The 22,676-nt window shown below is 70.2% G+C and carries 22 protein-coding genes; 8 read left to right on the top strand and 14 right to left on the bottom strand.

Going from position 1 to position 22,676, the window contains the following annotated elements; all coding sequences use genetic code 11:
- The first annotated feature begins 237 nt into the window (after window positions 1–237).
- A complete protein-coding gene (locus AC07FN_RS30135) occupies window positions 238–1,062 on the top strand; it encodes a crotonase/enoyl-CoA hydratase family protein (RefSeq protein WP_478398636.1) in 825 nt (274 codons plus the stop codon).
- 131 nt (window positions 1,063–1,193) lie between these two features.
- On the opposite strand, the gene AC07FN_RS30130 is transcribed toward AC07FN_RS30135, so the two are convergent.
- Together AC07FN_RS30130 and AC07FN_RS30125 are read right to left on the bottom strand one after the other, a co-directional pair.
- Window positions 1,194–2,081: a crotonase/enoyl-CoA hydratase family protein gene (locus AC07FN_RS30130; protein WP_478398635.1), complete on the bottom strand. Its 888-nt coding sequence runs from the start codon at window positions 2,079–2,081 to the stop codon at window positions 1,194–1,196.
- Window positions 2,078–2,863: an enoyl-CoA hydratase/isomerase family protein gene (locus tag AC07FN_RS30125; protein WP_478398634.1), complete on the bottom strand. Its 786-nt coding sequence runs from the start codon at window positions 2,861–2,863 to the stop codon at window positions 2,078–2,080. The genes AC07FN_RS30130 and AC07FN_RS30125 overlap by 4 nt, the downstream gene beginning before the upstream one ends.
- A gap of 195 nt (window positions 2,864–3,058) precedes the next feature.
- Between AC07FN_RS30125 and AC07FN_RS30120 the strand changes: the two genes are divergently transcribed.
- The 5 genes from AC07FN_RS30120 (at window position 3,059) to AC07FN_RS30100 (ending at window position 8,714) form a co-directional block, all read left to right on the top strand.
- Complete coding sequence (locus AC07FN_RS30120) at window positions 3,059–4,972, top strand: flavin-containing monooxygenase (protein ID WP_478398633.1); 1,914 nt, start codon at window positions 3,059–3,061, stop codon at window positions 4,970–4,972.
- Window positions 4,973–4,974: 2 nt separating this feature from the next.
- The gene (locus AC07FN_RS30115) at window positions 4,975–5,667 is read left to right on the top strand and encodes a histidine phosphatase family protein (RefSeq protein ID WP_478398632.1); all 693 of its coding nucleotides are present in this window, start codon (window positions 4,975–4,977) and stop codon (window positions 5,665–5,667) included.
- A 180-nt stretch (window positions 5,668–5,847) separates the two neighbouring features.
- The gene (locus AC07FN_RS30110; protein ID WP_207954862.1) at window positions 5,848–6,120 is read left to right on the top strand and encodes a circadian clock KaiB family protein; all 273 of its coding nucleotides are present in this window, start codon (window positions 5,848–5,850) and stop codon (window positions 6,118–6,120) included.
- A gap of 4 nt (window positions 6,121–6,124) precedes the next feature.
- The gene (kaiC, locus tag AC07FN_RS30105) at window positions 6,125–7,648 is read left to right on the top strand and encodes a circadian clock protein KaiC (protein ID WP_478398631.1); all 1,524 of its coding nucleotides are present in this window, start codon (window positions 6,125–6,127) and stop codon (window positions 7,646–7,648) included.
- The gene (locus AC07FN_RS30100; RefSeq protein ID WP_478398630.1) at window positions 7,641–8,714 is read left to right on the top strand and encodes a PAS domain-containing sensor histidine kinase; all 1,074 of its coding nucleotides are present in this window, start codon (window positions 7,641–7,643) and stop codon (window positions 8,712–8,714) included. The genes kaiC and AC07FN_RS30100 overlap by 8 nt, the downstream gene beginning before the upstream one ends.
- Window positions 8,715–9,057: 343 nt before the next feature.
- Here the strand turns inward: AC07FN_RS30100 and AC07FN_RS30095 are convergent, their stop codons facing one another.
- Window positions 9,058–9,441 carry an LLM class flavin-dependent oxidoreductase gene (locus tag AC07FN_RS30095; RefSeq protein WP_478398629.1) on the bottom strand — a complete coding sequence of 128 codons (384 nt, stop codon included), beginning with the start codon at window positions 9,439–9,441 and terminating at the stop codon, window positions 9,058–9,060.
- On the opposite strand from AC07FN_RS30095, the gene AC07FN_RS30090 reads away from it, so the two are divergent.
- Window positions 9,340–9,624, top strand: coding sequence for a histidine phosphatase family protein (locus AC07FN_RS30090; RefSeq protein WP_478398683.1), 285 nt, complete (start codon window positions 9,340–9,342; stop codon window positions 9,622–9,624). The genes AC07FN_RS30095 and AC07FN_RS30090 overlap by 102 nt on opposite strands.
- Window positions 9,625–9,749: 125 nt before the next feature.
- Here the strand turns inward: AC07FN_RS30090 and AC07FN_RS30085 are convergent, their stop codons facing one another.
- The 6 genes from AC07FN_RS30085 to AC07FN_RS30060 form a co-directional block, all read right to left on the bottom strand.
- Window positions 9,750–10,505 carry a polyamine aminopropyltransferase gene (locus tag AC07FN_RS30085; protein WP_478398628.1) on the bottom strand — a complete coding sequence of 252 codons (756 nt, stop codon included), beginning with the start codon at window positions 10,503–10,505 and terminating at the stop codon, window positions 9,750–9,752.
- A 121-nt stretch (window positions 10,506–10,626) separates the two neighbouring features.
- A complete protein-coding gene (locus AC07FN_RS30080; protein ID WP_478398682.1) occupies window positions 10,627–10,935 on the bottom strand; it encodes a four-helix bundle copper-binding protein in 309 nt (102 codons plus the stop codon).
- A gap of 357 nt (window positions 10,936–11,292) precedes the next feature.
- A complete protein-coding gene (locus AC07FN_RS30075; protein ID WP_478398627.1) occupies window positions 11,293–12,249 on the bottom strand; it encodes an LLM class F420-dependent oxidoreductase in 957 nt (318 codons plus the stop codon).
- 22 nt (window positions 12,250–12,271) lie between these two features.
- Window positions 12,272–13,807 carry an acyl-CoA synthetase gene (locus AC07FN_RS30070; RefSeq protein ID WP_452614452.1) on the bottom strand — a complete coding sequence of 512 codons (1,536 nt, stop codon included), beginning with the start codon at window positions 13,805–13,807 and terminating at the stop codon, window positions 12,272–12,274.
- Between the two features lie 29 nt (window positions 13,808–13,836).
- Entirely contained in the window at window positions 13,837–14,496 is a 660-nt protein-coding gene (locus tag AC07FN_RS30065) for a PaaI family thioesterase (protein WP_478398626.1), read from the bottom strand.
- The gene (locus AC07FN_RS30060) at window positions 14,493–15,257 is read right to left on the bottom strand and encodes a crotonase/enoyl-CoA hydratase family protein (RefSeq protein WP_132494278.1); all 765 of its coding nucleotides are present in this window, start codon (window positions 15,255–15,257) and stop codon (window positions 14,493–14,495) included. Before AC07FN_RS30060 ends, AC07FN_RS30065 begins: the two co-directional genes overlap by 4 nt.
- A gap of 208 nt (window positions 15,258–15,465) precedes the next feature.
- Between AC07FN_RS30060 and AC07FN_RS30055 the strand changes: the two genes are divergently transcribed.
- The gene (locus AC07FN_RS30055) at window positions 15,466–16,344 is read left to right on the top strand and encodes a LysR family transcriptional regulator (RefSeq protein ID WP_478398625.1); all 879 of its coding nucleotides are present in this window, start codon (window positions 15,466–15,468) and stop codon (window positions 16,342–16,344) included.
- Window positions 16,345–16,430: 86 nt separating this feature from the next.
- On the opposite strand, the gene AC07FN_RS30050 is transcribed toward AC07FN_RS30055, so the two are convergent.
- The 5 genes from AC07FN_RS30050 to AC07FN_RS30030 all read right to left on the bottom strand — a co-directional run bounded on the left by AC07FN_RS30050 (window position 16,431) and on the right by AC07FN_RS30030 (window position 22,319).
- Complete coding sequence (locus AC07FN_RS30050) at window positions 16,431–17,303, bottom strand: LysR family transcriptional regulator (protein ID WP_478398624.1); 873 nt, start codon at window positions 17,301–17,303, stop codon at window positions 16,431–16,433.
- A gap of 273 nt (window positions 17,304–17,576) precedes the next feature.
- A complete protein-coding gene (locus AC07FN_RS30045; RefSeq protein ID WP_478398623.1) occupies window positions 17,577–18,149 on the bottom strand; it encodes a GNAT family N-acetyltransferase in 573 nt (190 codons plus the stop codon).
- Window positions 18,150–18,207: 58 nt separating this feature from the next.
- Entirely contained in the window at window positions 18,208–19,353 is a 1,146-nt protein-coding gene (locus AC07FN_RS30040) for an acyl-CoA dehydrogenase family protein (RefSeq protein ID WP_478398622.1), read from the bottom strand.
- Window positions 19,354–19,532: 179 nt separating this feature from the next.
- Window positions 19,533–20,669, bottom strand: a complete 1,137-nt coding sequence (locus tag AC07FN_RS30035; RefSeq protein WP_478398621.1) for a thiolase family protein — start codon at window positions 20,667–20,669, stop codon at window positions 19,533–19,535.
- Window positions 20,670–20,783: 114 nt separating this feature from the next.
- On the bottom strand, window positions 20,784–22,319 hold the full coding sequence (locus AC07FN_RS30030) for an AMP-binding protein (protein WP_478398620.1): 1,536 nt from the start codon (window positions 22,317–22,319) through the stop codon (window positions 20,784–20,786).
- Window positions 22,320–22,676: the final 357 nt, after the last annotated feature.

Genomic DNA, 22,676 nt, shown 5'->3' with positions numbered 1-22,676 from the left:
TGAGGACGGCCCCGATGCCACGAACGTGCACAGGCCGGGGATCCCACGGGGCCGCAAGCCCGTTCTGAATCACCTCTTTAACGCTCGTTCAGTGACCCTAGACACGGCGCGGCCGGTAGCACAAGAGGACGAACGAGGGCGTTCTTGACGTCCCGCTCGACCGCCCCATAGCGTGCGGAAATCCCTGGTGCGCAAGGCGTAGTGCCCGCACCGGTTCCAGTGCTCTCAGGAGGGTTCGTGACGACAACGGCCGAGCAACGGGTCAGCTGCACCATCACCGACGGCGTGGCGGACGTGCGGCTGAACCGACCGGACAAGCTCAACGCGCTCGACCAGGCCATGTTCGACGCCCTGGTCACGACCGGGCTGCGACTGCGCGACGACGACGGCGTGCGGGCCGTGGTGCTCTCCGGCGAGGGCCGGTCCTTCTGCGCCGGCCTGGACTTCGCCAACTTCCAGCAGATGGCCGACGACAGCGGCCGGCTGCCCGACCGCAAGTCCGTCACCACCGAACCGGTCGGTCCGGCGAAGGCGCGCGGTCAGCAGGCGGCGCACGTGTGGGCGACGCTGCCGGTGCCGGTGATCGCGGCGGTGCACGGCGTGGCGTTCGGCGGCGGCCTGCAGGTGGCGCTGGGCGCGGACATCCGGCTCGTGGCGCCGGACGCGAAGCTGTCGGTGATGGAGATCAAGTGGGGAATCGCGCCGGACATGACCGGCACCCAGCTGCTCCCGGAGCTCGTGGGCCGCGACGTCGCCAAGGAGCTGACCTACACCGGCCGCGTCATCAGCGGCGAGGAAGCCGCCGCCCTGGGCCTGTGCACCCGGGTCGAAGCCGACCCGCTGACCGCGGCCCTCGCCCTGGGAGCCGAGATCGCCACCAAGAGCCCGGAAGCGATCCGCTACTCCAAGCAGCTCCTCGACATGGCGGGCCGCGTGAGCCTCGCCGAGGGCTTCGAGGCGGAGCAGACGGCGATCAAGGCCCTGATCGGCAGCCCGAACCAGGTCGAAGCGGTCAAGTCGAACCTCGAGAAGCGCGCCCCGAACTTCGCCGATCCGGCCTGAGCACCGAACGTCGCGGTGTCGTGAGTGGCAATGGCCGTTCTAGCAACCATTGCCATTCACGACCGATGCGTCTCGGGTCGTGAGTGGCAATGGCCGTCATGGCAGCCGTTGCCACTCACGACCGGACGTATTCAGACGCCGTCGGGGCGCCTGGGCCAGGGCGGGATGAAGTCCGGGTAGTCCTGGCTGACCTTGAGCGGGAACTCGGCCGGGCGCTTGGCCAGGAACGACGCGACGCCCTCGGCCGCGTCTGCGCCCGCGCCGAGGTGGTTGATGCCCTTGGAATCCAGGCGGTGCGCCTCCCACGGCGAGTCCGCGCTGAGCATGCCCCACAGCAGCTGGCGGGCCACCGCGACCGAAACGCCCGAGGTGTTGTCGGCGATCTCGCGGGCGATCGCCCGGGCCGTCGGGAGCAGCTCGTCGTCGGGGACCACGCGGGAGACCAGGCGACCCGCCAGCGCCTCCTCGGCGCCGAAGACCCGGCCGGTGGCCACCCACTCCATCGCCTGCGAGATGCCGACGACGCGCGGCAGGAACCACGTGGAGGCCGCCTCCGGAAGGATGCCGCGGCGGGCGAAGACCAGACCGAACTTCGCCGACTCGGCGGCCAGCCGGATGTCCATCGGCAGCGTCATGGTCACGCCCACCCCGACCGCCGGGCCGTTGAACGCCGCGATCACCGGCTTGCGCGACGCCGCGATGCGCAGCGCCACCGTGCCGCCGCCGTCGCGCGGCACACCGCCGATCTCCCCGGCCGCCCACCGGTTCTTCGCGCGTTCGGCGTCGGCATCGGCGTTGAAGGTGTCCGAGCCGGAGCTGAGGTCCGCACCGGCGCAGAAGCCGCGGCCCGCGCCCGTGACGATCACCGCGCGCACCGAATCGTCGGCGTCGGTGGTGTCGAAGGCGTCGATCAGCTCGGCGCGCATGACGTGCGTGAAGGCGTTGAGCTTGTCCGGCCGGTTCAGCGTGATGGTCGCGATGCCGTCGGCGGCCTCGTAGGCGATCTGCTGGTAGCTCATCGCACCATCCACTCGCCGGTGAACACCGCTTCCACCTTGTTCACGAACGCCTCCCGCGCGGCCGGGCCGTCCGCCGTGGCGAAGTTGACGACCTGGGCGCGGGCCTCGTTCTCCAGCGCCTCCCGGAAGCTCTGGTGCGCGCCGGCGTGCAGCATGTCCTTGCTCTGCGCCATCGCGATCGGCGGGCCCTGCGCCAGCCGCCCGGCGACGTCGGCGACGAACTCGTCCAGCTCGTGGTCCTCCTTGATCCAGGTGACCAGCCCGAGTTCCAGGGCCTCCTTCGCGCCGATGATCTCGCCGAGCAGCGCGAGCCGCTTCGCCTGCTGCATCCCGACGATCCGCGGCAGCAACCAGGAGCCGCCGAAGTCCAGCGACAGGCCGCGCTTGGCGAAGATCTGCGAGAACCGCGCATCCGGCGTGGAGACCACCAGGTCGCAGCCCAGCGCCAGGTTCCAGCCCGCGCCGACGGCGACGCCGCGCACCTTCGCCACCACCGGCTTGGGCAGTTCGTACAGCGACAGCGCGACATCGTTGATGCCGTGCATCCGGCGCAGCGGGTGCTGCGAGCCGCGGTCGGTGCTGAGGTCCGCGCCGGCGCAGAAATCACCGCCCTCGCCGGTGAGCACCACGGCTCGCACGCTGTCCTCGGTCGCCGCGTGCTCGAGCGCCTTCTGCAACGCCAGCCAGGTCTGCCCGTCGATGGCGTTCTTCCGGCGGGGCCGGTTGATCGTCACCGTCAGCACGGGGCCGTCCTGGGCCAGCAGAACCGTGTCACCGTCCATTGTGCTCACACGTTCCCATCGTTTCGCGTGCGGCGGCGCGACCCGCCAGCCGTGTATCGTTCGTTAAGTTAGCATCCGGTGGCATCACCTCCCAAGCATCGATCGGCGCTTGAAAACCACGCGGCGCAATGGAAAAGTCGAGGCTCGGGCGCCTCGGCGCGCGCCGAGATCCGACCCCGGCGGGGAAGGGGAACGATGGCCATCAACGACGATGACGACTTCCTGCGCGCGGCGATAGACGAGGCCGAGATCCCGGCACTGCTGCCCGCGCTGGCCCAGCTGACCGGAGACCTGTCGCTGCTGCGCGACGACCTGCGACCCGACCCGACCGACCGGTTCAGCCCGCAGGGCGCGCTCGGCGACGAGCAGCTGGCCGCCGCCCGCGAGCTCGCGCTGCGCGCGCTGGCCGGCTGGCGCGACCGGGGCTGCCCGGCGGCTCCGGAACTCGCCGACGACCAGGTCCGCCGGCTCATCGAGTTCTCCACCAGCGGCGCATTGGACGGCTATCTGCCGCTGCTGGTGGAGGAACTGGCCCACGACGGCGACCCGGGCCGGCCCGACTGGACGAAGGCCGAGCTCGCCGCCGACGCGCCGCTGCACGTGGTGATCATCGGCGCCGGGATGTCCGGCCTGGCCGCCGCGCACCGGCTGCGGCAGGCCGGGGTTCCGTTCGAGATCCTCGAGAAGAACTCCGACGTCGGCGGCACCTGGCTGGAGAACACCTACCCGGGTTGCCGGGTCGACGTCACCAACCACCTCTACAGCTTCTCCTTCACCGGCAACCACGACTGGCCCGGGCACTTCTCCACCCAGCGGGCGCTGCTGGACTACTTCCGGGACTTCGCCGACGAGCAGGGCCTCGAGCGGCACATCCGGTTCGGCACCGAGGTCGTGGCGGCGGAGTACGTCGAGGCCGAGCACTGCTGGGAGCTGGAAGTCCGCGACGCAGGAGGCTCGCGGCGGCTGCGGGCGCAGGCGGTGATCAGCGCCGTCGGCCAGCTCAACCGGCCCAGCTACCCCAAGATCAGTGGCCTGGCCGACTTCGCCGGACCCAGCTTCCACTCCGCCCGCTGGGACCACGACGTCGACCTGACCGGCAAGCGCGTCGCGGTGATCGGCACCGGCGCCAGCGCCGTGCAGTTCGTGCCGATCATCGCCGAGCAGGCCGCCGAAGTGCACCTCTTCCAGCGCACCCCGCCGTGGCTGGTGCCCACCCCGGACTACCACGACCCGGTGCAGCCGGGCCTGCGATGGCTGCTGCGCAACGTGCCGCACTACGCCCGGTGGTACCGGTTCTGGCTGTTCTGCCGCTCCGCGGAGGGCGTCCTCCCGGCCGTAGCGGTCGATCCGGACTGGACCGGCGATCCGCGCTCGGTGTCCGCGCGCAACGAGGAACTCCGGCAGCTCCTGGTCGCCTACCTCGAGATGAGCCTGCCCGACGATCCCGAACTGGTCCGCAAGGTCACCCCGCAGTACCCGCCGGCGGCGAAGCGGATGCTGCGCGACAACGGCACCTGGCCGGCGACGCTGCGGCGGGAAGACGTGCACCTGGTGACCGACCCGATCCGGGAGGTGACCGCGACGGGCGTGCGCACCGCCGACGGGCGGCAGCACGACGCCGACGTGCTGATCCTGGCCACCGGATTCCAGGCGTCGAACTTCCTGACGCCGATGCGGGTCACCGGCCGCGACGGCGTCGACCTGCACCAGCGGTGGGGCGGCGACGCCCGCGCCTACCTGGGGATCACGGTGCCGGAGTTCCCGAACTTCTTCATGATCTACGGGCCGAACACCAACATCGTGGTCAACGGCAGCATCATCTTCTTCTCCGAGTGCGCGGTGAACTACATCGTCGGCTGCCTGCGCCTGCTGCTGGAGCGCGGCTCGGCGGCGCTCGAATGCCGCGCGGAGGTGCACGACGGGTTCAACGCCGACGTCGACCGCGCCAACCTGCTGATGAGCTGGGGCAAGTCCACAGTGCACAGCTGGTACAAGAACGAGCACGGCCGGGTGGCGCAGAACTGGCCGTTCTCCCTGATGGAGTACTGGAAGCGCACGAAGCGGCCCGACCCGGCCGACTTCCTGCTGCGCGGCGGAGAAAGCGAGTGAGCATGTCCGAAGTGGAGTACCGGCAGGCGCGGTTCTCGGCACCGGCCGGATCCACCGATGTCCTGCTGATCCGGCACGGCGAATCCGAACCGGCGCGACCGGGCCGGTCGTTCCCGCTGGTCGACGGCCAGGGCGATCCGGAGCTGGCGCCGGCGGGCCGGGAGCACGCCGAGCGGGTCGCGGGGCGCCTGGCCGGCGAGGACCTCGACGCGATCTACGTGACCACGCTGCGGCGAACGGCCCAGACGGCGGCGCCGCTGGCCGCCCGCCTCGGCCTGACGCCGCGGGTCGAGCCCGGCCTGCGCGAAGTGCACCTGGGCGACTGGGAAGGCGGGCTGTTCCGGCAGAAGGTCGCGCAGAACGATCCGGTGATCCAGAAGATGCACGCCGAGCAGCGCTGGGACGTCATCCCGGGCGCGGAATCCACCGAGGACCTGGCCACCCGGGTGCGCGATGCGATCGAACGCCTGGCCGCCGCGCACCCGGACCAGCGCATCGCGGTGTTCACCCACGGCGGCGTCATCGGCCAGGTGATCGCCATGGCGGCGGGCTCCCGCCCGATGGCGTTCCTCGGCGCGAACAACGGCTCGATCTCGCAGATCGTGGTGACCGGGGACAGCTGGATCATCCGCCGCTTCAACGACTCGGCCCACCTCGACGAAGGCCTGACCCGCTCCGCCTCCGCCCTGAGCTGACCACGCGGCACCGGTTGCCGGAGTTGCGCCTCCCCGCGCACGTGGACGGGCAGAACGGGCCATCTCGGGTTACAACGGGAGTGCAGTGGGCCAGGACCACGACCGTGCCCCGTTGTGGGCCGGTCCCGGTGTGGGGCGGAAGTGCTTGCTCGGGTGACTGTGTACTCGTTCAGGTTGTACGTGGCGGGGCAGACGGAGCGCTCCCAGGCCGCGCTGGCGAACCTGCGCACGCTGTGCGACTCCATGGTCCCCGGGCGCTACGAACTCGAAGTCATCGACGCCGCCGAACACCCCGATGCGGCATCTGAAGAACGAATCCTGGCCACGCCCACGGTGGTCAGGCTCGCACCGCTGCCGCAACGGCGGGTCATCGGGGACCTGTCCGACCACGGCCGCACCGCCGCGGCCCTCGGCCTCCCGGTCCCGGGCACGTCGCCTTCGGAGAGGCGGTGAGACCATGGCCGGTCGCAACGAGATCGAGCGGATCCCCACCGGTATCAACGGCTTCGACCAGGTCGCGCTGGGCGGGCTTCCCGCTGGGCGGTCCACTCTCGTGACCGGCACGACCGGCAGCGGGAAGACGCTGTTCGCCGTCGAGTTCCTCGCCCGCGGCATCCGCGGTTCCGGCGAGGCCGGGGTGTTCGTCACCTTCGAGGAGACACCGACCGACATCCGCCGCAACGCCGCTTCGCTGGGGTTTCCCGTCCAGCAGTGGGAGGCCGACGGGAAGTGGGCCTTCGTCGACGCGTCGGCCGACGTCGGCGAAACCTCGACCATCGGGAACTACGACTTCAGCGCGCTGGTGGCCCGCATCGAGCACGTGGTCCGCCGGATCGGCGCCAGGCGCGTCTCGCTCGACTCCCTCGGCGCGATCTTCAACCGCTTCAACGACATCGGCAACGTGCGCAGCGAGTTGTTCCGGATCGCCTCCTCCCTCGAAGCCCTCGGAGTCACCTCGGTGCTCACCGCGGAGCGGGGCGCCGAACACAACGGCGTGTCCCGGTACGGCATAGAGGAATTCGTGCTCAACAACGTGATCATCCTGCGCAACGTCCTCCAGCAGGAGAGGCGACGTCGCACCATCGAGATCGTCAAGTTCCGGGGTGCCTCGCACCGCACCGGGGAATGGCTGTTCGCCATCGACCCGCAGGAGGGGATCGTCGTCATGCCCCTCGCCTTCCTCGCGTCGCGCGAGCGAGCGTCGCAGGACCGCGTCTCCACCGGCATCGCCGAGCTGGACGAGATGTGCGGCGGTGGTCTCTACCGGGACGCGATCGCCCTGCTCAGCGGTTCCACGGGCGCGGGCAAGACGTTGACCGGCCTCAGCTTCGCGGCCGCCGCGCTCACCGCGGGAGAGCGCTGCCTGTTCTACACCTTCGACGAGACCCGCGAGCAACTCGGCCGCAACGCCGCAGGCTGGGGACTCGATCTCGACGCCATGGAAGCGACCGGGAGGCTCCGGATCGTGGCGGAGTACCCGGAGGTGGCTTCGTTGGAAGACCACTTCATCCGGCTCAGGCGCAACGTGGTGGAATTCGCCCCGAACCGGATGGTCATCGACACGCTGTCCGCGCTGGAACGCGTGGCCACACCACGAGCGCTGCTGGACTTCCTCATCGCGCTGGGTGCGGTGCTGCGGCCCCGCGAGGTCACCACGCTGCTCACCTCGGCGACCGGAGCCCACCTCGCGTCGTCGCTCGCCCCCACCACTGCGGTGGAGATCGCCAGTCTCGCCGATGTCACGATCCTGCTCCACGGCTTCGAACACGCCGGCGAGATCCAGCGGGCCATCGCCGTCGTGCAGACCCGGGGAACCGCGCACGACACCAGCATCCGCCAGGTCACGATCGACGGGACCGGCATGCACATCGGCGAACGCCTGCGCGGTTTCTCCCGCATCCTCGCCGCGAATCCCCTCGTCGAAGATCCGCGGTGGACGACCGCGCCCGAACGATCGCAGGGGCCGAGGACCGATGGGTAGCCCCCGCTCCGACGAGAGCCCAGTGGCGGGCGCCGAGTCCGGGCGGGCCACTGGCTCCAGGTTCCGCGACGGCGCGAACCAGGCCATGGTGGAGGCCTCGGCGGACGGGATCGTCGCCGTCGACGAACGGGGGATCATCCGCCTCGCCAATCCGGCCGCCGAGGCGCTCTTCTCCCGACCCACCGGTGATCTCGTGGGCAGCACGTTCGGCGCCCCGACAGTGATCCACCAAACCAGCGAGATCGACCTCATCCGGCCCGACGGTTCCGCCCGCGTGGTCGAGATGCGGGTCACCGGCACGACCTTGCAGGGCGAGTACATCTACGTCGCCGCGCTCCGCGACGTCACCCGGCGAAAACAAGCCGAACAGGATCTGGAAGTCGCTCTGGAACACCAGACCACCGTGGTCGCCGTGGCCGCCCACGAGCTCCGCACGCCCGTCGCCGCCATCAAGCTGCTCGTGCATCAACTGCGCGACCGGCGCGCCGCGCTCAGCGAGCAGCAGGCCACCGAGATCATCGACCAGATCGCCGCTCGCGTGGATCTCCTCCAGGCCCTCATGCACAAGCTCCTCGTCGCCTCCAGGATCGACGCCGAGGACACCCGGGTCCCCTCGGCACCCGTGCGCGTGCTCGAAGCGCTGCTGGAACAGCTCGCCGAGTTCGACGAGAAAGCCCAGGAGGTGAGTCTGTCGTGCGCCCCCGAACTGGTGGTCGTCGTCGACCGCCAGGATCTTTCCGAGATGCTCACCAACTACCTGGAGAACGCCTTCGCCCACGGACGCCCACCGGTCGAGGTACGGGTCACCGAGCGGGCCGGGTGGGTCGAGGTTCGGGTCTGCGACCGCGGGCCGGGTGTTCCGGGCACGTTCGTCCCCCGCTTGTTCGAACGCTTCAGCCGCGAGGCGCGCACCCGGCGGGAGGTCGAAGGCACCGGGCTCGGCCTGTGGATCGTCCGCGAGCTCACCAGGGCGATCGGCGGTGACGCCTGGTACGAGCCCAACGACGCCGGAGGCGCCTGCTTCTGCCTGCGCCTGCCAGGAGGAACGCGGGCGAGCGCCACGTGACGGCCCCCGCACAGATTGAGGGCCCCCGCACCTGCGGAGACCCTCAACGGAACGCTGCTCGAGTCAAACGAGCGTCTTTCGCACTTCTGAACTCCACTGATCCCCTCACCATGGGGCTCAGGACTACGAACGTCCTTGCCGTTGGACCATGCGTTCCTCTCGGGGCTGTCGTGACGTCGCCCCTACGGTTTCCTGATCCTTCCAATCGCTCAACCGCACCTTCAGTACACACCTGAACAGGGCAAACGTCAATGTTCGCGCCTCGATGGTCTTGGCGCGCCCCTCGGAAAACCCGTTCCCGGCACGCCGGGAACGGGTTTTCCGATTTCGCTTGGAATCGCGACTACTTCAGGCCGAGAGCCCGGATCGCCGCGGTGGGATCTCCTTGCGTCATCAGGGCGATCGCCGGGGTGGTGACCCCGTTGGCCATGTACTGCTGGATCCGCTCCCGGCAGTGCGCCGCCGGGCCGTGGACCACCAGGTCGTCGACCACGCTGTCCGGGATCGCCGCCAGCGCCGCCTTCCGGTCCCCCGACTCCCACGCCTGCCACATCGGCTTGAGCTCCTCGCGCCCCAGCCACTCGTGGAACGCCCGGTACACCGGCACGTTCATGTACGCCGCGATCTGTCGCCGGGCCACGCCGCGCGCCGTGTCCGCGTCGGTGTCGGGCATGACGAACGCCTGGCCGCCGCGCACCCGGACCAGCGCATCGCGGTGTTCACCCACGGCGGGGTCATCGGCCAGGTGATCGCCATGGCGGCGGGCTCCCGCCCTATGGCGTTCCTGGGCGCGAACAACGGCTCGATCTCGCAGATCGTGGTGACCGGGGACAGCTGGATCATCCGCCGCTTCAACGACTCGGCCCACCTCGACGAAGGCCTGAACAAGGCCGCCGGCGCCCTGAGCTGACACCCGTGGGTCTTCTGGCCAGCGCTGCCCGGAAGACCCACGACCCGATCCCTGCGGCAAGCTCACGGCACCGGTGTCCGCTGCGCTGCCACGACGGTGCGAGCCCTGCGGCGCGCACAGCATCGTCAGCGCGGCGGTGACGGCGATTGCGCGCTGTGCACCGCATTCCCCTGCCCAAGGCGAGCAACGTAGACGGTGTTGGCGGATTTCCCGCCCCCATATGGATTGTCGAAGTCCACCACGTGAGCTTCGGCGGTCGCGAAGACCGCGGCGAGTGTCGAGGCGAAATCCTCGTCCGGCGGATCATCGGACCACAGCGCGAACACCCCGCCCGGTCGAAGGTGCCGGGCGAGTCGCTGCAGCCCTTCGGCGGTGTAGAACGAGGCGTGGCCGGGGTCCAGGACGTGGCGGGGCGAGTGGTCGATGTCGACGAGGATCGCGTGGAACCGCCGACCGGGCACATCCGGGTCGAACCCCGCAGCCGTACGGGCCATGCCGAAGAAATCACCGTGCACGAAACTATTTCGTGGGTCGCTGGACAGCGACTCGCCCAACGGCAGCAGTCGGCGCCGGTGCCACTCGATCACCTCGCCCAGTCCTTCGACAACGGTCAGCGAGCGCACGCGCGTATCCGCCAGCGCTGCCCGCGCTGTGTAGCCGAGCCCGAGCCCACCGACCACGACGTCGAGACCGGTGTCCGGCAGCCCGGCCAGACCCAGCCTCGCGAGCTCGACCTCGGCGACCGTGAACAGGCTCGACATCAGGTACTCGTCGTCGAGCTTGACCTCGTAGACGTCCGCTTCGAGCAGCGGATCCCGTCGGCGCCGCAGGCTGATCACGCCGATCGGCGTCTCCCGCCAGTCGATTTCCTCAAAACGCAAGCTCAATTCCGCCATCCAATCCGGGTCGGCTCCTCACTGTGCCATGCCCACCGGCGCGCGATCACCGGGCCACGTCCACCGCCCGGTCGGACGCGTGGCAGCCGACGTGGCCCGGCTCCGATCACGCGGGCTGCATGGCTTGCGGCGTCATCTGACGGCACATGCCGGCACACCGCGTCATCATGTCCGCCAACTCGGACATCTCTCGACTTTCCATCCGCCTGCACGCCTCGGCGCTCATCTCGCACATGTCCGCGCACATCCCGCACATCCGCACGCACATCTGCACCATGTCCGAACTGACTTTCGCCATGCTCGAACAGCGCATCATCATATCCGCGCACATGCGACACATGTCCGCGCAGGACATCATCATCATGCTCATCTGCATGGCCGGCTCGCTGTGGATTTCCATGCAGCGGGACAGCATCTGCTCGCACATGTCGTGGCACTTGTTGCACGTTTCGATGCATTGCTGCATTTCGGCGCTCATCTGCCGTGTCATTAGTGAACCTCCAACGATCTTCGATCCGATCGAGGGGCGAACCAACACGGGCGCGCAAGCGCGCTCCGGTTAGCGCCCCAAGGAGCTCTGCGTACTCCTGACCAGGCAAGATCGCACGTCGTGGCTACGAGGTCCGGCTCCGACCGTGAGCTGGGGTCACCCATGTCCGCCGACGTTCATCTCGGTCCTCCCGACGTGCCACGGCAGGACGGAACACGCACGTGCGTACGTCGGGACACTACGCATCCCGAACGTACGCACGTGCATTGAACAGCGGAAAAGCTACTTCAGGCCCAGGGAGCGGATCGCTGCGGCGGGGTCGCCCTGGGTCATCAGGGCGATCGCAGGGGTGGTGACCCCGTTGGCCATGTACTGCTGGATCCGCTCCCGGCAGTGCGCCGCCGGGCCGTGGACCACCAGGTCGTCGACCACGCTGTCCGGGATCGCCGCCAGCGCCGCCTTCCGGTCCCCCGACTCCCACGCCTGCCACATCGGCTTGAGCTCCTCGCGCCCCAGCCACTCGTGGAACGCCCGGTACACCGGCACGTTCATGTACGCCGCGATCTGTCGCCGGGCCACGCCGCGCGCCGTGTCCGCGTCGGTGTCGGGCATGACGAAGATCCGCGCCACGATCTCCTTGTCCGGCCCGCCCTCGTGCACGTGCGGGACCACGGTGCGCACGTCGTCGGCGGACAGCCAGTTGATGATCGCCCCGTCGGCCTCCCGGCCCGCCAGCCGCAGCATGCCCGGCCGCAGCGCGGCGACCAGCAGCGGCGGAGGCGGATCGGCGACGACGCCTGCGGTGAACCCCTGCACCTGGAACGTGTCGTAGTTCTCGGTGACCTTCTCGCCGCGCAGCGCCTTGCGCAGGAACCGCAGCGTGTCGCGCACCCGCTTGTAGGGCTCCTCGAACGGAATGCCGTTCCAGCGCTGCACGATCACGTTCGACGACGTGCCGATGCCCAGTGCGAACCGGCCCGGCGCGGCCGCCGCCAGCGTCGCCGCGCTCATCGCCAGCGTCGCCGGGCCGCGGGTGTAGACCGGGACGATCGCGGTGCCCAGTCGCAGCTCCGGCGCCCACGCGCTGGCCAGCGCCAGCGGGGTGAACGCGTCGGTTCCGTTCGCTTCCGCCGACCACACGTCGGTGTAGCCCAGGTCCGGGAGTTCGGTGATCAGCTCCCGCTGGTCGGCCAGCGGCAGCCCCTGGAACGGGACCGTGATGCCCCAACGTCGTTCCACGACAATCCCTTTCGTCGTTGCGTCACGGACGCGCGTAGCGCGCCTTGAGCTTGCCCTTGACCAGCTTCCCCGTCGGTGTTCGCGGGAGCTCGTCGAGGAAGTCCACGCTGCGCGGCGCCTTGTAGTGCGCCACCCGCTCCCGGGCGTAGGCGAGGATCTCCCGCTCCAGCTCCGGTCCGGGCTCGGCGCCCGGAGCCGGTTGCACCACTGCCTTGACCGACTCGCCCATCTCGTCGTCGGGCACCCCGAACACCGCGACGTCGAGGATGGCCGGGTGCAGCGCCAGCACGTTCTCCACCTCCTGCGGGTAGATGTTCACCCCGCCGGAGATGATCATGAACGCCTTGCGGTCGGTGAGGAACAGGAAGCCGTCCTCGTCGAGGTAGCCGAGATCGCCCATGGTGGCCCAGTTCTCGTGCTCGGCGTGCTTCACCGACCGGGTCTTCTCCCGGTCCCCCAGGTATTCGAAGGTGATCTCGTCCCGCTGGAAGTAGATGCCGCCGACCTCGCCGGGCGGCAGCAGCCGGCCGTCGTCGTCGCAGATCCGGACCTCGCCGAGCACCGCGACGCCCACCGAGCCGGGTTTCTCCAGCCACCGCGCGGAATCGATCATCGTCATGCCGATGCCCTCGGTGGAGGCGTAGTACTCGATCAGGACCGGGCCCCACCAGTCGATCATCTGCCGCTTGACGTCGACCGGGCACGGCGCGGCGGCGTGCACCGCGACCCGGTGCGTGGAGAGGTCGTAGCGCCGCCGGACCTCCGGATCGAGCTTGAGCATCCGGACGAACATGGTCGGCACCCACTGGCTGTGCGTGATGCCGTAGCGCTCGATGGCCTGCAGAGCGCCTTCGGCGTCGAAGCGCTCCATCATCACCACCGTCCCGCCGAGCGCGTGCACCGAAGCGCAGTACCGCAGCGGCGCCGCGTGGTACACCGGCGCGGGCGAGAGGTAGACGGAGTTCTCGTCGAATCCGTAGACGCCGCGCAGGAGTTCGACGAGCGTGTCGCCGGGCTCGTGCACCTGCCGGTCCGGCAGGTTCGGCTTGATCCCCTTGGGGCGCCCGGTGGTTCCGGAGGAGTACAGCAGGTCCGCGCCGCGCGGCTGCACCGCGGGCACCTCGTCGGACGCGGCGGCCAGGGCCTTCTCGTAGTCCTCGTAGCCGGGCACCGGGCCGCCGTAGGCCATCCGCACGCGCACCTCGGGTACCAGGTCCGCCACGTTCGCCGCGAGCTCGCCCAACGCGGCCGAGACCACCAGCGCGCTGGCGCCGGAATCGTTGACTATGTATGCGATCTCGTCGGATTGCAGGTGGTTGTTGACCGCGCACACGTACAGCCCGGACCGCACCGCCGCCCAGTAGACCTCGTAGGCGTGGACCGAGTTGTCGGTGAGCAGCGCGACCACGTCGCCCTTGGCCAGCCCGGCGGCGCGCAGCAGGTTCGCCAGCCGCAGGGATCGGTCGTCGAGTTCGCCGTAGGTCAGCCGCTGCCCCGAGCCGGCCATGATCAGCGCCGGCTTGTCGGGGTTCGCGGCGGCGTGGATTCCTGGGAACATGCGGCTCCTCCTCGAACCTCATGCGACGGTCACACGATGCGCTCCAGCTCTCCGAACAGCCGCTTGTTCTGCTCGGCGTTGGGCACCACGAAGGCGCCTTCGGCTTCCACCAGCACGGTGTCGGGATCTTCGGCGGTGCTGATCGTGGCGACCGAGTTCGTCCACCGCCCGTCGAGCTGGACCACGCGGCCGACGATGCGCAGCGGCGCCTTCAGCGGCACCGGCCGCCGGTAGCGGAGCGCCAGCTTCACGGTCATGCCGGGCTTGCCGTTCGCGGCGTGTGCGTGCCCGAGGATCTGGTCCAGCAGCATCGCGCTGATGCCGCCGTGCACGTAGCTGGGCGGCCCCTCGTAGGCCAGGCCGAGTTCGCAGGTGCCGATCGCGACGCCGTCGACGATCTCCACCCGCATCGGCGGCGCGATCGGATTGCCCGGCCCGGCGGCCGGGCTGTACATCCGGCGGGGCCGCCGCCCGTCGTCCACAGTGGCCAGTTGGCCGCGTTCGCGGCGCGCGGCGGCCAGCGCCGGCGCCAGGGCGCGGACCTGTTCCGCGGTCTCGACCAGCGTCTCGGTGTCGACCTCCGTGGACACCGCGGCGTCGATCAGCTCGCGCACCGCGGCGCCGAGCTCACGAACCGCTTGCCGGCGCTCCCGCAGGTCGGTTTCGGCGTCGTGCGACAAGGCGCTCACTCACCTCGCCAAACCGGCGCGCGCTTCTCGGCGAACGCCAGCGCGCCTTCCTGGGCGTCCGCGGACTTGAACACCGGCGCGCTGATCTCGGCCTGGTTCGCGAATGCCTCCGCGTCGGTCCAGCGGACCGCCCCGGCCACGATCTGCTTGGTGGCGCGGACCGCCAGCGGGCCGTTGACGGCCACCCGGGCGGCCAGCGCCTTCGCCCCGGCCAGCGCGCCGCCGGGCTCGGTGAGCTCGTTGACCAGGCCGTGCGCATGGGCGACCTCGGCGGTTAGCGGGTCGCCGGTCAGCGCGACCTGCATGGCCAGCTGGTACGGCAGCGTCTTCGGCAGCCGCAGCAGGCCGCCCGCGGCCGCGACCAGGCCGCGCTTGACCTCGGGCAGGCCGAACTTCGCCTCGCGGGAGGCGACGATCAGGTCGCAGGCCAGCGCCAGCTCGCAGCCGCCGGCCAGGGCCCAGCCCTCGACGGCCGCGATCAGCGGCTTCGACGGTGGGCGTTCGGTGACCCCGCCGAAGCCGCGGCCGGGGATCGACGGCCGCTCGCCGCGGGTGAAGGCCTTGAGGTCCATGCCCGCGCAGAAGGTGCCGCCCGCGCCGGTGAGGATGCCGATCACCGCGTCCGACCGCTCCTCCAGCTCGTCGATCGCGGCGGCCAGCCCCTCGGCCACGGTGCGGTTCACCGCGTTGCGGGCTTCGGGCCGGTTGATCGTGATCACGGCGACGCCATCGGCGATCTCGGTCAGGACGCTGTCACCCACGCTGTCTCCTCCGGTTAGGCAAAGAGCGGCCTCCAGTTTTACCCGCCCGCCACCGGCAGTCCAGACCGACCGTCCGGTCTGACGCAGATCGAGCGCCGCACAGACCCATAGCCACGACCAATAGCACCCGCTCCCGCACTTCGCGTTTCGCCACGCAGCAACTCGCACCGCCACGCAAAACGACCAGACAACCGCCTATCCTGCGGTGATGGATCTGCGGTTGGTCGAGTACTTCGTGGCGGTCATCGACCACGGCAGCGTCACCAAGGCCGCGCAGGCCCTCTACATCGCGCAGCCGTCGCTGTCGCAGGCGATCCGGAGCCTGGAGCGGCAGCTCGGGGTGCAGCTCTTCCACCGCACCGGCCGCCAGCTGGTGCTCAGCCCCGACGGCGAGGCGTTCGTCGAACCGGCTCGCCGCATCCTCCGGGACGTCGACCGGGCTCGCAGCGCGGTGCACGACGTGCGCGCGATGGGCAGCGGGCAGCTGGACATAGCGGCCCTGGCCACGCTGGCGGCGCACCCGCTGCCGGAGCTGGCCGGCGAGTTCCAGCGGCGCTATCCCGGGGTGCTGCTCAACGTCATCGACCCCGGCGGATCGGCCCGCGTCGTGGACGAGGTGCGGCGCGGCAACGCCGAGCTCGGCCTCACCAAGCTGCCGCCGCAGAACTCGTCGCTGCGGTCCCGCGAGCTGTGCACGCAGGAGATCGTGCTCGTGCTGCCGCCCGAGCTGGCCGACCGGCTGCCGGACCCGGTGCCGCTGGAGGCGGTCGCCGGCATCCCGCTGGTCCTGGAGTTCACCGACAGCACCACCCGCACCATCGTCGACGACGTCCTGGATCCGGCGGTGCAGACGGTCGCAGTGGAATGCGCGAACCGGCAAGCGGTCTGGGACCTGGTCTCGCACGGCGCCGGCGCCACGTTCCTCCCCCGCCACCTCGCCGAAACGGAGCTCGAAGGCGTGGTGCCGCGCTCCACCGCGCCGGAGACCTGGCGCAGCGTCGGGTTCGTGCACCGCCCAGGGCCGCTGTCCCCGGCGGCCGAAGCATTCCTGGAAATCGCCGGAATAGACGTTTCCGCTGGTCAGTGACCGTGCGTGTGTTGTGTCGCCATAGCCGCGCCATAGCCGCACAAAACGCGCACGGGCCTGCGGGAACGCTGCTCGGGGCCGTGCGATCAGCGCGGGGTGCGGGCCATCCGGAGGAACGCCCGCCCTGCCGGCGACAGCACCGCCGGGTCGTAGAGCACGCCGTACGGGAGGCTGATCGGCGGATCGATCGCGCGCACCAGCGCACCGCGCGCCGCGGCCTGCTCCGCCATCGGCCGCGCCAGTATCGTGCCGCCGACACCCGCCAGCACGAACGGCAGCATGGACTCCCGGTGCTGCACGATCGCCGAGGGCCGGGTGCGCTTCCGGGCCGCGCTGAGGGCCTTCTCGATGGCGGTGCGGCCGGTGCTCTTGGGCACGATCACCAGCGGTAGGTCCGGCAGTTCGGTCAGCGGCAGCGGATCGCGCTCGGGCACCGCGGTGCCCGGCGGGAACACCAGCCAGTACTCGTGGCAGCCGAGCTCCTCCACATGCAGATCCGAGGAGGGCACCGGGAGGTTGGTGAACACGATCTCGCAGTGGCCCTCGCGGATCAGCGCCACGGCGCCTTCCTCGTCGCGGAGGTCGGCCAACCGCAGCGAGACGTTCGGGTAGCGCTTCCGGAACCGGCCGACCAGCTGCGCGACCGGGTGCACGGCCAGCGGAGCGGCCACGTGGATGTCGAGCCGCCCGCGCGGCAGCCCCGCGGCGTCGACCATGGTCGCCTCGGCGGCGACGACATCGCGGAGGATCTGCCGCGCCGGGCCGACGAACGCCTGCCCGGCCGACGTCAGCACCATGCCGCGGCCGATGCGGTGGAACAGGTCGACCCCGAGTTCCCGCTCCAGCCCGCGGATCGCCTGCGAGACGGTGGGTTGCGCCAGTTGCAGGGCGCTCGCCGCGGCGTTGATGCCCTTGTGATCGACGACCGCCAGGAAGTACTCCACCTGGTGCAGTTCCACCCGGGCAGCTTAAGGGAAGATTGCAGATGGTTTGCGTAGCGGTGCGGGTGGCGGAACCTCAGACGCCGTCTGGACTCCGGGATCCCCGACTTGCGTATGACCAATACGCGGCATCGGGGCTGTCCTCGCCAGACGACGTCTGAGAACCCGCGGCGGTGCGAGCTGAGTCCCACACCGCATGCGGCTAACGCCGCATCGAAACGAATTCCCCCTGTCAAAGCAGCAGCGCGAACTCCGGTGTGTCCTGCGCCACTGCCGCTCGGTTTCGGCTGATCAGTCGGGCGCGAACGCACTCGGGTCGGCGGGGACCTCGAAGACGATCTCCAGGCCGTCCTCGTCGTCCCACTGCTCGCCGACCTCGGCGAAGCCGAATCCGGCGATCGTGGCCAGCGAAGCCGCGTTGTCCGGGGCGATCGTCGCCCGCACCGTCTCGGCCTCCGGTTCGGCCGCCGCCCGGCGCAGCAGCTCGACCAGCATGGCCCGCGCGTATCCGCGACGCCGGAACTCCGGCGCGACGGAATAGCCGATCTCCACCATGCCCGCCGCATCCGGCGGCCCGTGGAACCCGCAGTGCCCGACGACCGAGCCGTCCGCCCCGACCACCGCGAAGCGCACCATCCAGCGCGCCCGGGCCGGATCCGCCGCCATCTGGCCGAGCCGCATCCGCCAGAGCCACTTCGCCCGGTCCGTCACGAAGTACTCGGACAGCGCGACACCGGCCGCGAGACCGGCGGCGGGCAGGTCTCCGGCCAGCAACGCCGACATCGACCTGTCCGCCAGCTCGACGAAGCGCACGCGCTGTCGCGCGGCCGGAAGCGGCTCGCGCCGGTCGGTTCGCTCGGTCACCGCCCGATGATCCCGGGGCGAGCCGCCCGGCGTCCAACGAATTGATCCGCGCCCGGCCTCACAGCCCCAGCGACTTGGCGATGATCGTCTTCATCACCTCGGTGGTGCCGCCGAAGATGCGGGTCACCCGGGCATCGGCGTACATGCGGGCGATCGGGTACTCCAGCATGTAGCCGTAGCCGCCGTGCAGCTGCAGGCAGCGGTCGATCACCCGGGACTGCAGTTCCGTGCAGTACACTTTGACCTTCGCCGCGTCCGCCGCGCTGAGCTCGCCGGCGTCGTGCTCGTCCAGCGCTCGCTCCAGCATCGCCCGCCCGGCCTCGATCTCCACCTCGCACCCGGCGAGCTCGAACTTGCTGTTCTGGAAGCTGGCCACCGGCTTGCCGAAGACCTTGCGCTCCTTCACGTACGCCACGGTGGTCCGCAGCGCCGCCTCCGCCGCGGCCTGCCCGGCGACCGCGATGCCCAGCCGCTCCTGCGGCAGGTTCGCACTCAGGTACTCGAAGGCCCGGCCTTCCTCGCCGAGCAGGTTCGCCGCGGGCACCCGCACGTCGTCGAAGAACAGCTCCGCGGTGTCCTGCGCCTTCAGCCCGAGCTTGTCGAGGTTGCGGCCGCGGCTGAACCCGGTCATGTCCCGCTCGACGACCAGCAGCGACAGGCCGTCCCGGCGGTTCTCCCCGTGTGCGGTGCGGGCCACCACGATCACCAGGTCGGCGTTGTGGCCGCCGGTGATGAACGTCTTGGCCCCGTTGAGCATGTAGTACTCGCCCTCGCGGGTGGCGGTGGTCGCCATGCCCGCCAGGTCCGACCCGGTGCCCGGCTCGGTCATGGCGATGGCGCTCATCAGCTCGCCACTGGCCAGCCCTGGCAGCCAGCGCTTCCGCTGCTCCTCGTTGCAGATGTTGATGAAGTACGGCACGACCACGTTGGCGTGCACCGAGAAACCGCCCAGCGAAACCCCGGCGCGGGCGGTCTCCTCGGTGATGACCGCGTTGAACTTGAAGCTGTTGGTGCCCCCGCCGCCGTACTCCTCCGGCACTTGCAGGCCGAGCATGCCGATCTCGCCGGCCTTGTTGAACAGGTCCCTGGGCACCAGCCCGGTCTTCTCCCAATCGGCGAAGTTGGGCACGACCTCCTTGGCCAGGAATTCCCGGACGACCTCGCGGAACGCCTCGTGTTCCGCGTCGTAAGCGGTGCTGCGCATCCGCCCTCCTCCAGAATCTTCTCGTGCCCGAAGGGAATCCGGGCACGGCTCGTGTTCGGGTCGTGAGCGGCGGCTCCGGTTCTCACGGGCGCCACCGCTCACGAGCAGCAGCCGAACCTCGTGAATGAACATTCCGGTTCTTACCGGCATGAGCACTCACGAGCGGCAGCCTCGTCGGATCAGAGCAGTTCGAGGATCGTGGCGTTGGCCATGCCGCCGCCTTCGCACATCGTCTGCAGGCCGTAGCGGATCCCGTTGTCCCGCATGTGGTGGACCAGCCGGGTCATCAGGACCGCGCCCGAGCCGCCCAGCGGGTGGCCGACGGCGATCGCGCCGCCCAGCGGGTTGAGGCGGGCCGGGTCCGCGCCGGTCTCGGCGAGCCACGCCAGCGGCACCGGGGCGAACGCCTCGTTGACCTCGAAGGCGCCGATGTCGTCGATGCCCAGCCCGGCCTTGCGCAGCGCCTTGAGGGTCGCCGGCCACGGGGCGGACAGCATCATCACCGGGTCATCGCCGGCCAGCACCGCGGTGTGCACCCGCGCGATCGGCTTCAGCCCGCGCTCCTTGGCGATCTCGCTGGTGGTGATCAGCAGGGCGCCGGTGCCGTCGGAGATCTGCGAGGAGTTCCCGGCGTGGATGACGCCGTCCTCGCGGAACACGGTCTTCAGCTTGCCCAGCGTCTCCAGGGTTCCGCCGCGGCGGATGCCCTCGTCGGACTCCAGCACGCCCGGCAGCTTCGCCAGCTGGGCGTCCAGCGCGCCGGCGTCGACAGCCGCGGCCGCCTTGGCGTGCGAGGACAGCGAGTACTCGTCGAGCTGCTGGCGGGAGAAGCCCCACTTCTCGGCCACCATCTCGGCGCCGATGCCCTGGTTGAAGCCCTTGACGCCGTAGCGGTCGAGCACCGACTGCGCCATCGGCTTCTCCACGCCCTGCCGCGCGAAGCCCATCGGCACCCGGCTCATCGACTCCACGCCGCCGGCGACGGCGATGTCGTAGTACCCGGCGATGACGCCCGCGGCCGCGGCGTGCACCGCCTGCTGGCTCGATCCGCACTGCCGGTCCACCGAGGTCGCGGGCACCGACTCGGGCCATCCCGCGGCCAGCACCGCGGTGCGCGCGATGTTGCCGGCCTGCTCGCCGGCCTGGCTGACGCAGCCCCACACCACGTCGTCCACGTCGCCCGGCTCGATCCCGGCGCGCTCGACCAGCGCGGACAGCGCGTGCGCGGACAGGTCTGCCGGGTGGATCCCGGCGAGCGCTCCGTTGCGCTTGCCCACCGGCGTGCGAACGGCCTCGACGATGACAGCGTCCCTCATGCGTTTCTCCTGTCTGGCAAGCGGCTGCACACGGTCGGTTCCCTCGTTCCGAATGAACCACCGCGCGCGGTGCGGGCGCAAAGATCGGGCGTGGAACGTTCGGATAGGCCGCGCCTATGCACCCCAGTAGGGGGCGCGGAGCTCGCGACGCAGCAGCTTGCCGGTGTCGGTGCGGGGCAGCTGCGGGCTGAGCTCGATGCGGCGCGGCACCTTGAACCCGGCCAGCCGCTCGCGGCAGTGCGCGGTCAGCCGCTCGGCCAGGCCGTCGGCCGCCTCCGGCGCCGGCTGGACGATCGCCAGCACCGACTGGCCCCACTCCTCGTCGGGGATCCCGATCACGGCCACGTCGGCCACTTCGGGGTGCGCGAGCAGCGCCGCCTCGACCTCGGCCGGGTAGATGTTGACGCCGCCGGAGAGGATCAGGTCGGTGCGCCGGTCGCAGAGGAACAGCCAGCCGTCGGCGTCGACGTAGCCGACGTCGCCAACGGTGATGAGGTCGCCGTGCCGGGCGGTGGCGGTCTTCTCCGGGTCCTTGAAGTACTCGATGCCGGAAATGCCGCTGCGGAAGTACACGGTGCCGGTCTCCCCGGCGGGCAGCGGCTCGCCCTGCTCGTCCAGGACGTGGATCTCGGCTCCGGGCAAGGGGAAACCGACGGTGCCCGGCTTGGTCAGCCACTCGGCGGACCGCACCGCCGTGGCGGATCCCTCGGTGGCGCCGTAGAACTCGGTCAGCACCGGGCCGAGCCATTCGATGCAGCGGGTCTTGACGTCGACCGGGCACGGCGCGCCGGCGTGCACGACGCTGCGCAGGCTGGACGTGTCGTACCGGTCGCGCACCTCCGCGGGCAGCCGCAGCAGGCGGTGCAGCACCGTCGGCACCGTGAAGGTCGCGGTTGCCCGGTGTTCGTCGATGAGCCGCAGGACCTCTTCGGGTTTCGCCCGTTCGCTGAGCACCACGGTGTGCCCGAAGTTCAGCCCGGTGAACGCGAAGGTGCCGGGCGCAGCGTGGTACAGCGGCGAGAGCACGAGGTGCACGCCCGCGCCGGGCTCGATGTCGAGCCGTCCCATGAAATCCAGGTGGTACTGCGACACGGTGGGCGGACGACCGGTCAGTGGGCGCCGCACGCCTTTCGGGCGCCCGGTGGTGCCGGAGGTGTAGAGCATGACCTCGCCGCCGGTCCGCTCGTCGGGGGCGGTCCGCGACTGCCCTTCGAACAGCTCCTCGTAGTCCCGCCAGCCCGGCGAGCCGCCGACGGCGAACCGCAACTCCGCAGCCACCCCGGCGGCGTCCAGCGCCGGGCCGCACAGCTCGGTCAGCGAGGCGTCCACCACGACCAGCTTGGCCTCGCTGTTCTCCGCGATGTAGCCGATCTCCGCCGCCGCCAGGTGGTGGTTGATCGGCGTGAAGTACAGCCCGGACTGCCAGGTCGCCAGCCTCAGCTCGAAGTAAGGCAGTCCATTGTGGATGACCGCGCCGACGCTGTCGCCAGGGCGCAGCCCCATCGCGCGCAGCGCGTGCGAGAGCTGGTTCGCCCGCTCGGCGAGCTCCGCGAAGCTCACGGCCCGCCCGGTCACGTCGATCACGGCGGGACGGCCCGGATCGGCCTGCGCGATGTTGAACACTCCCAGCTCGCCGACCGCGAGGGACATGCCTACCTCCTCGTAGCTCTTCCATCGACCTCGATCGGGTCACCGACCCGGGTTTGCCGCAATTTCAATGGAAATCGAAGGTCTGATTTCCATTGAGCCTTTTCCATCCTGGTCGGCCCGCAGCCGCGGGTCCGTAAAGCTGCACGTCGATGGGCTGTCGCATGCGGCGTAGGCGCATAGCCCACCTACGACACTGGCACCGCCGCGGGTTCTCAGAGGCTTCCTGGCGAGGACGGCCCTGACGCCGCGTATTGGACATACATATTGATGCGTAACTCAAATGTGGCGTGTTCGTTGGTTATGGTGTGAGGGTGGCGGTGACTAACGCTCGGCAGCTTTCCCCGGCGTCGCAAGAGG

The sequence above is a fragment of the Saccharopolyspora sp. NPDC045941 genome (genome assembly GCF_056431445.1).
Note: the sequence above shows the minus strand (reverse complement) of the source record. Positions and strands in the feature narration are given on the sequence as shown.

What these genes read in the sequence shown, in the direction of transcription:
- AC07FN_RS30130 (WP_478398635.1), bottom strand. Translation starts at nt 2,081, where the DNA reads ATGAGCTACCAGCAGATCGCCTACGAGGCCGCCGACGGCATCGCGACC.
- AC07FN_RS30125 (WP_478398634.1), bottom strand. Translation starts at nt 2,863, where the DNA reads ATGGACGGTGACACGGTTCTGCTGGCCCAGGACGGCCCCGTGCTGACG.
- AC07FN_RS30120 (WP_478398633.1), top strand. Translation starts at nt 3,059, where the DNA reads ATGGCCATCAACGACGATGACGACTTCCTGCGCGCGGCGATAGACGAG.
- AC07FN_RS30115 (WP_478398632.1), top strand. Translation starts at nt 4,975, where the DNA reads ATGTCCGAAGTGGAGTACCGGCAGGCGCGGTTCTCGGCACCGGCCGGA.
- kaiC (WP_478398631.1), top strand. Translation starts at nt 6,125, where the DNA reads ATGGCCGGTCGCAACGAGATCGAGCGGATCCCCACCGGTATCAACGGC.
- AC07FN_RS30100 (WP_478398630.1), top strand. Translation starts at nt 7,641, where the DNA reads ATGGGTAGCCCCCGCTCCGACGAGAGCCCAGTGGCGGGCGCCGAGTCC.
- AC07FN_RS30080 (WP_478398682.1), bottom strand. Translation starts at nt 10,935, where the DNA reads ATGCTGTCCCGCTGCATGGAAATCCACAGCGAGCCGGCCATGCAGATG.
- AC07FN_RS30070 (WP_452614452.1), bottom strand. Translation starts at nt 13,807, where the DNA reads ATGTTCCCAGGAATCCACGCCGCCGCGAACCCCGACAAGCCGGCGCTG.
- AC07FN_RS30055 (WP_478398625.1), top strand. Translation starts at nt 15,466, where the DNA reads ATGGATCTGCGGTTGGTCGAGTACTTCGTGGCGGTCATCGACCACGGC.
- AC07FN_RS30040 (WP_478398622.1), bottom strand. Translation starts at nt 19,353, where the DNA reads ATGCGCAGCACCGCTTACGACGCGGAACACGAGGCGTTCCGCGAGGTC.
- AC07FN_RS30035 (WP_478398621.1), bottom strand. Translation starts at nt 20,669, where the DNA reads ATGAGGGACGCTGTCATCGTCGAGGCCGTTCGCACGCCGGTGGGCAAG.
- AC07FN_RS30030 (WP_478398620.1), bottom strand. Translation starts at nt 22,319, where the DNA reads ATGTCCCTCGCGGTCGGCGAGCTGGGAGTGTTCAACATCGCGCAGGCC.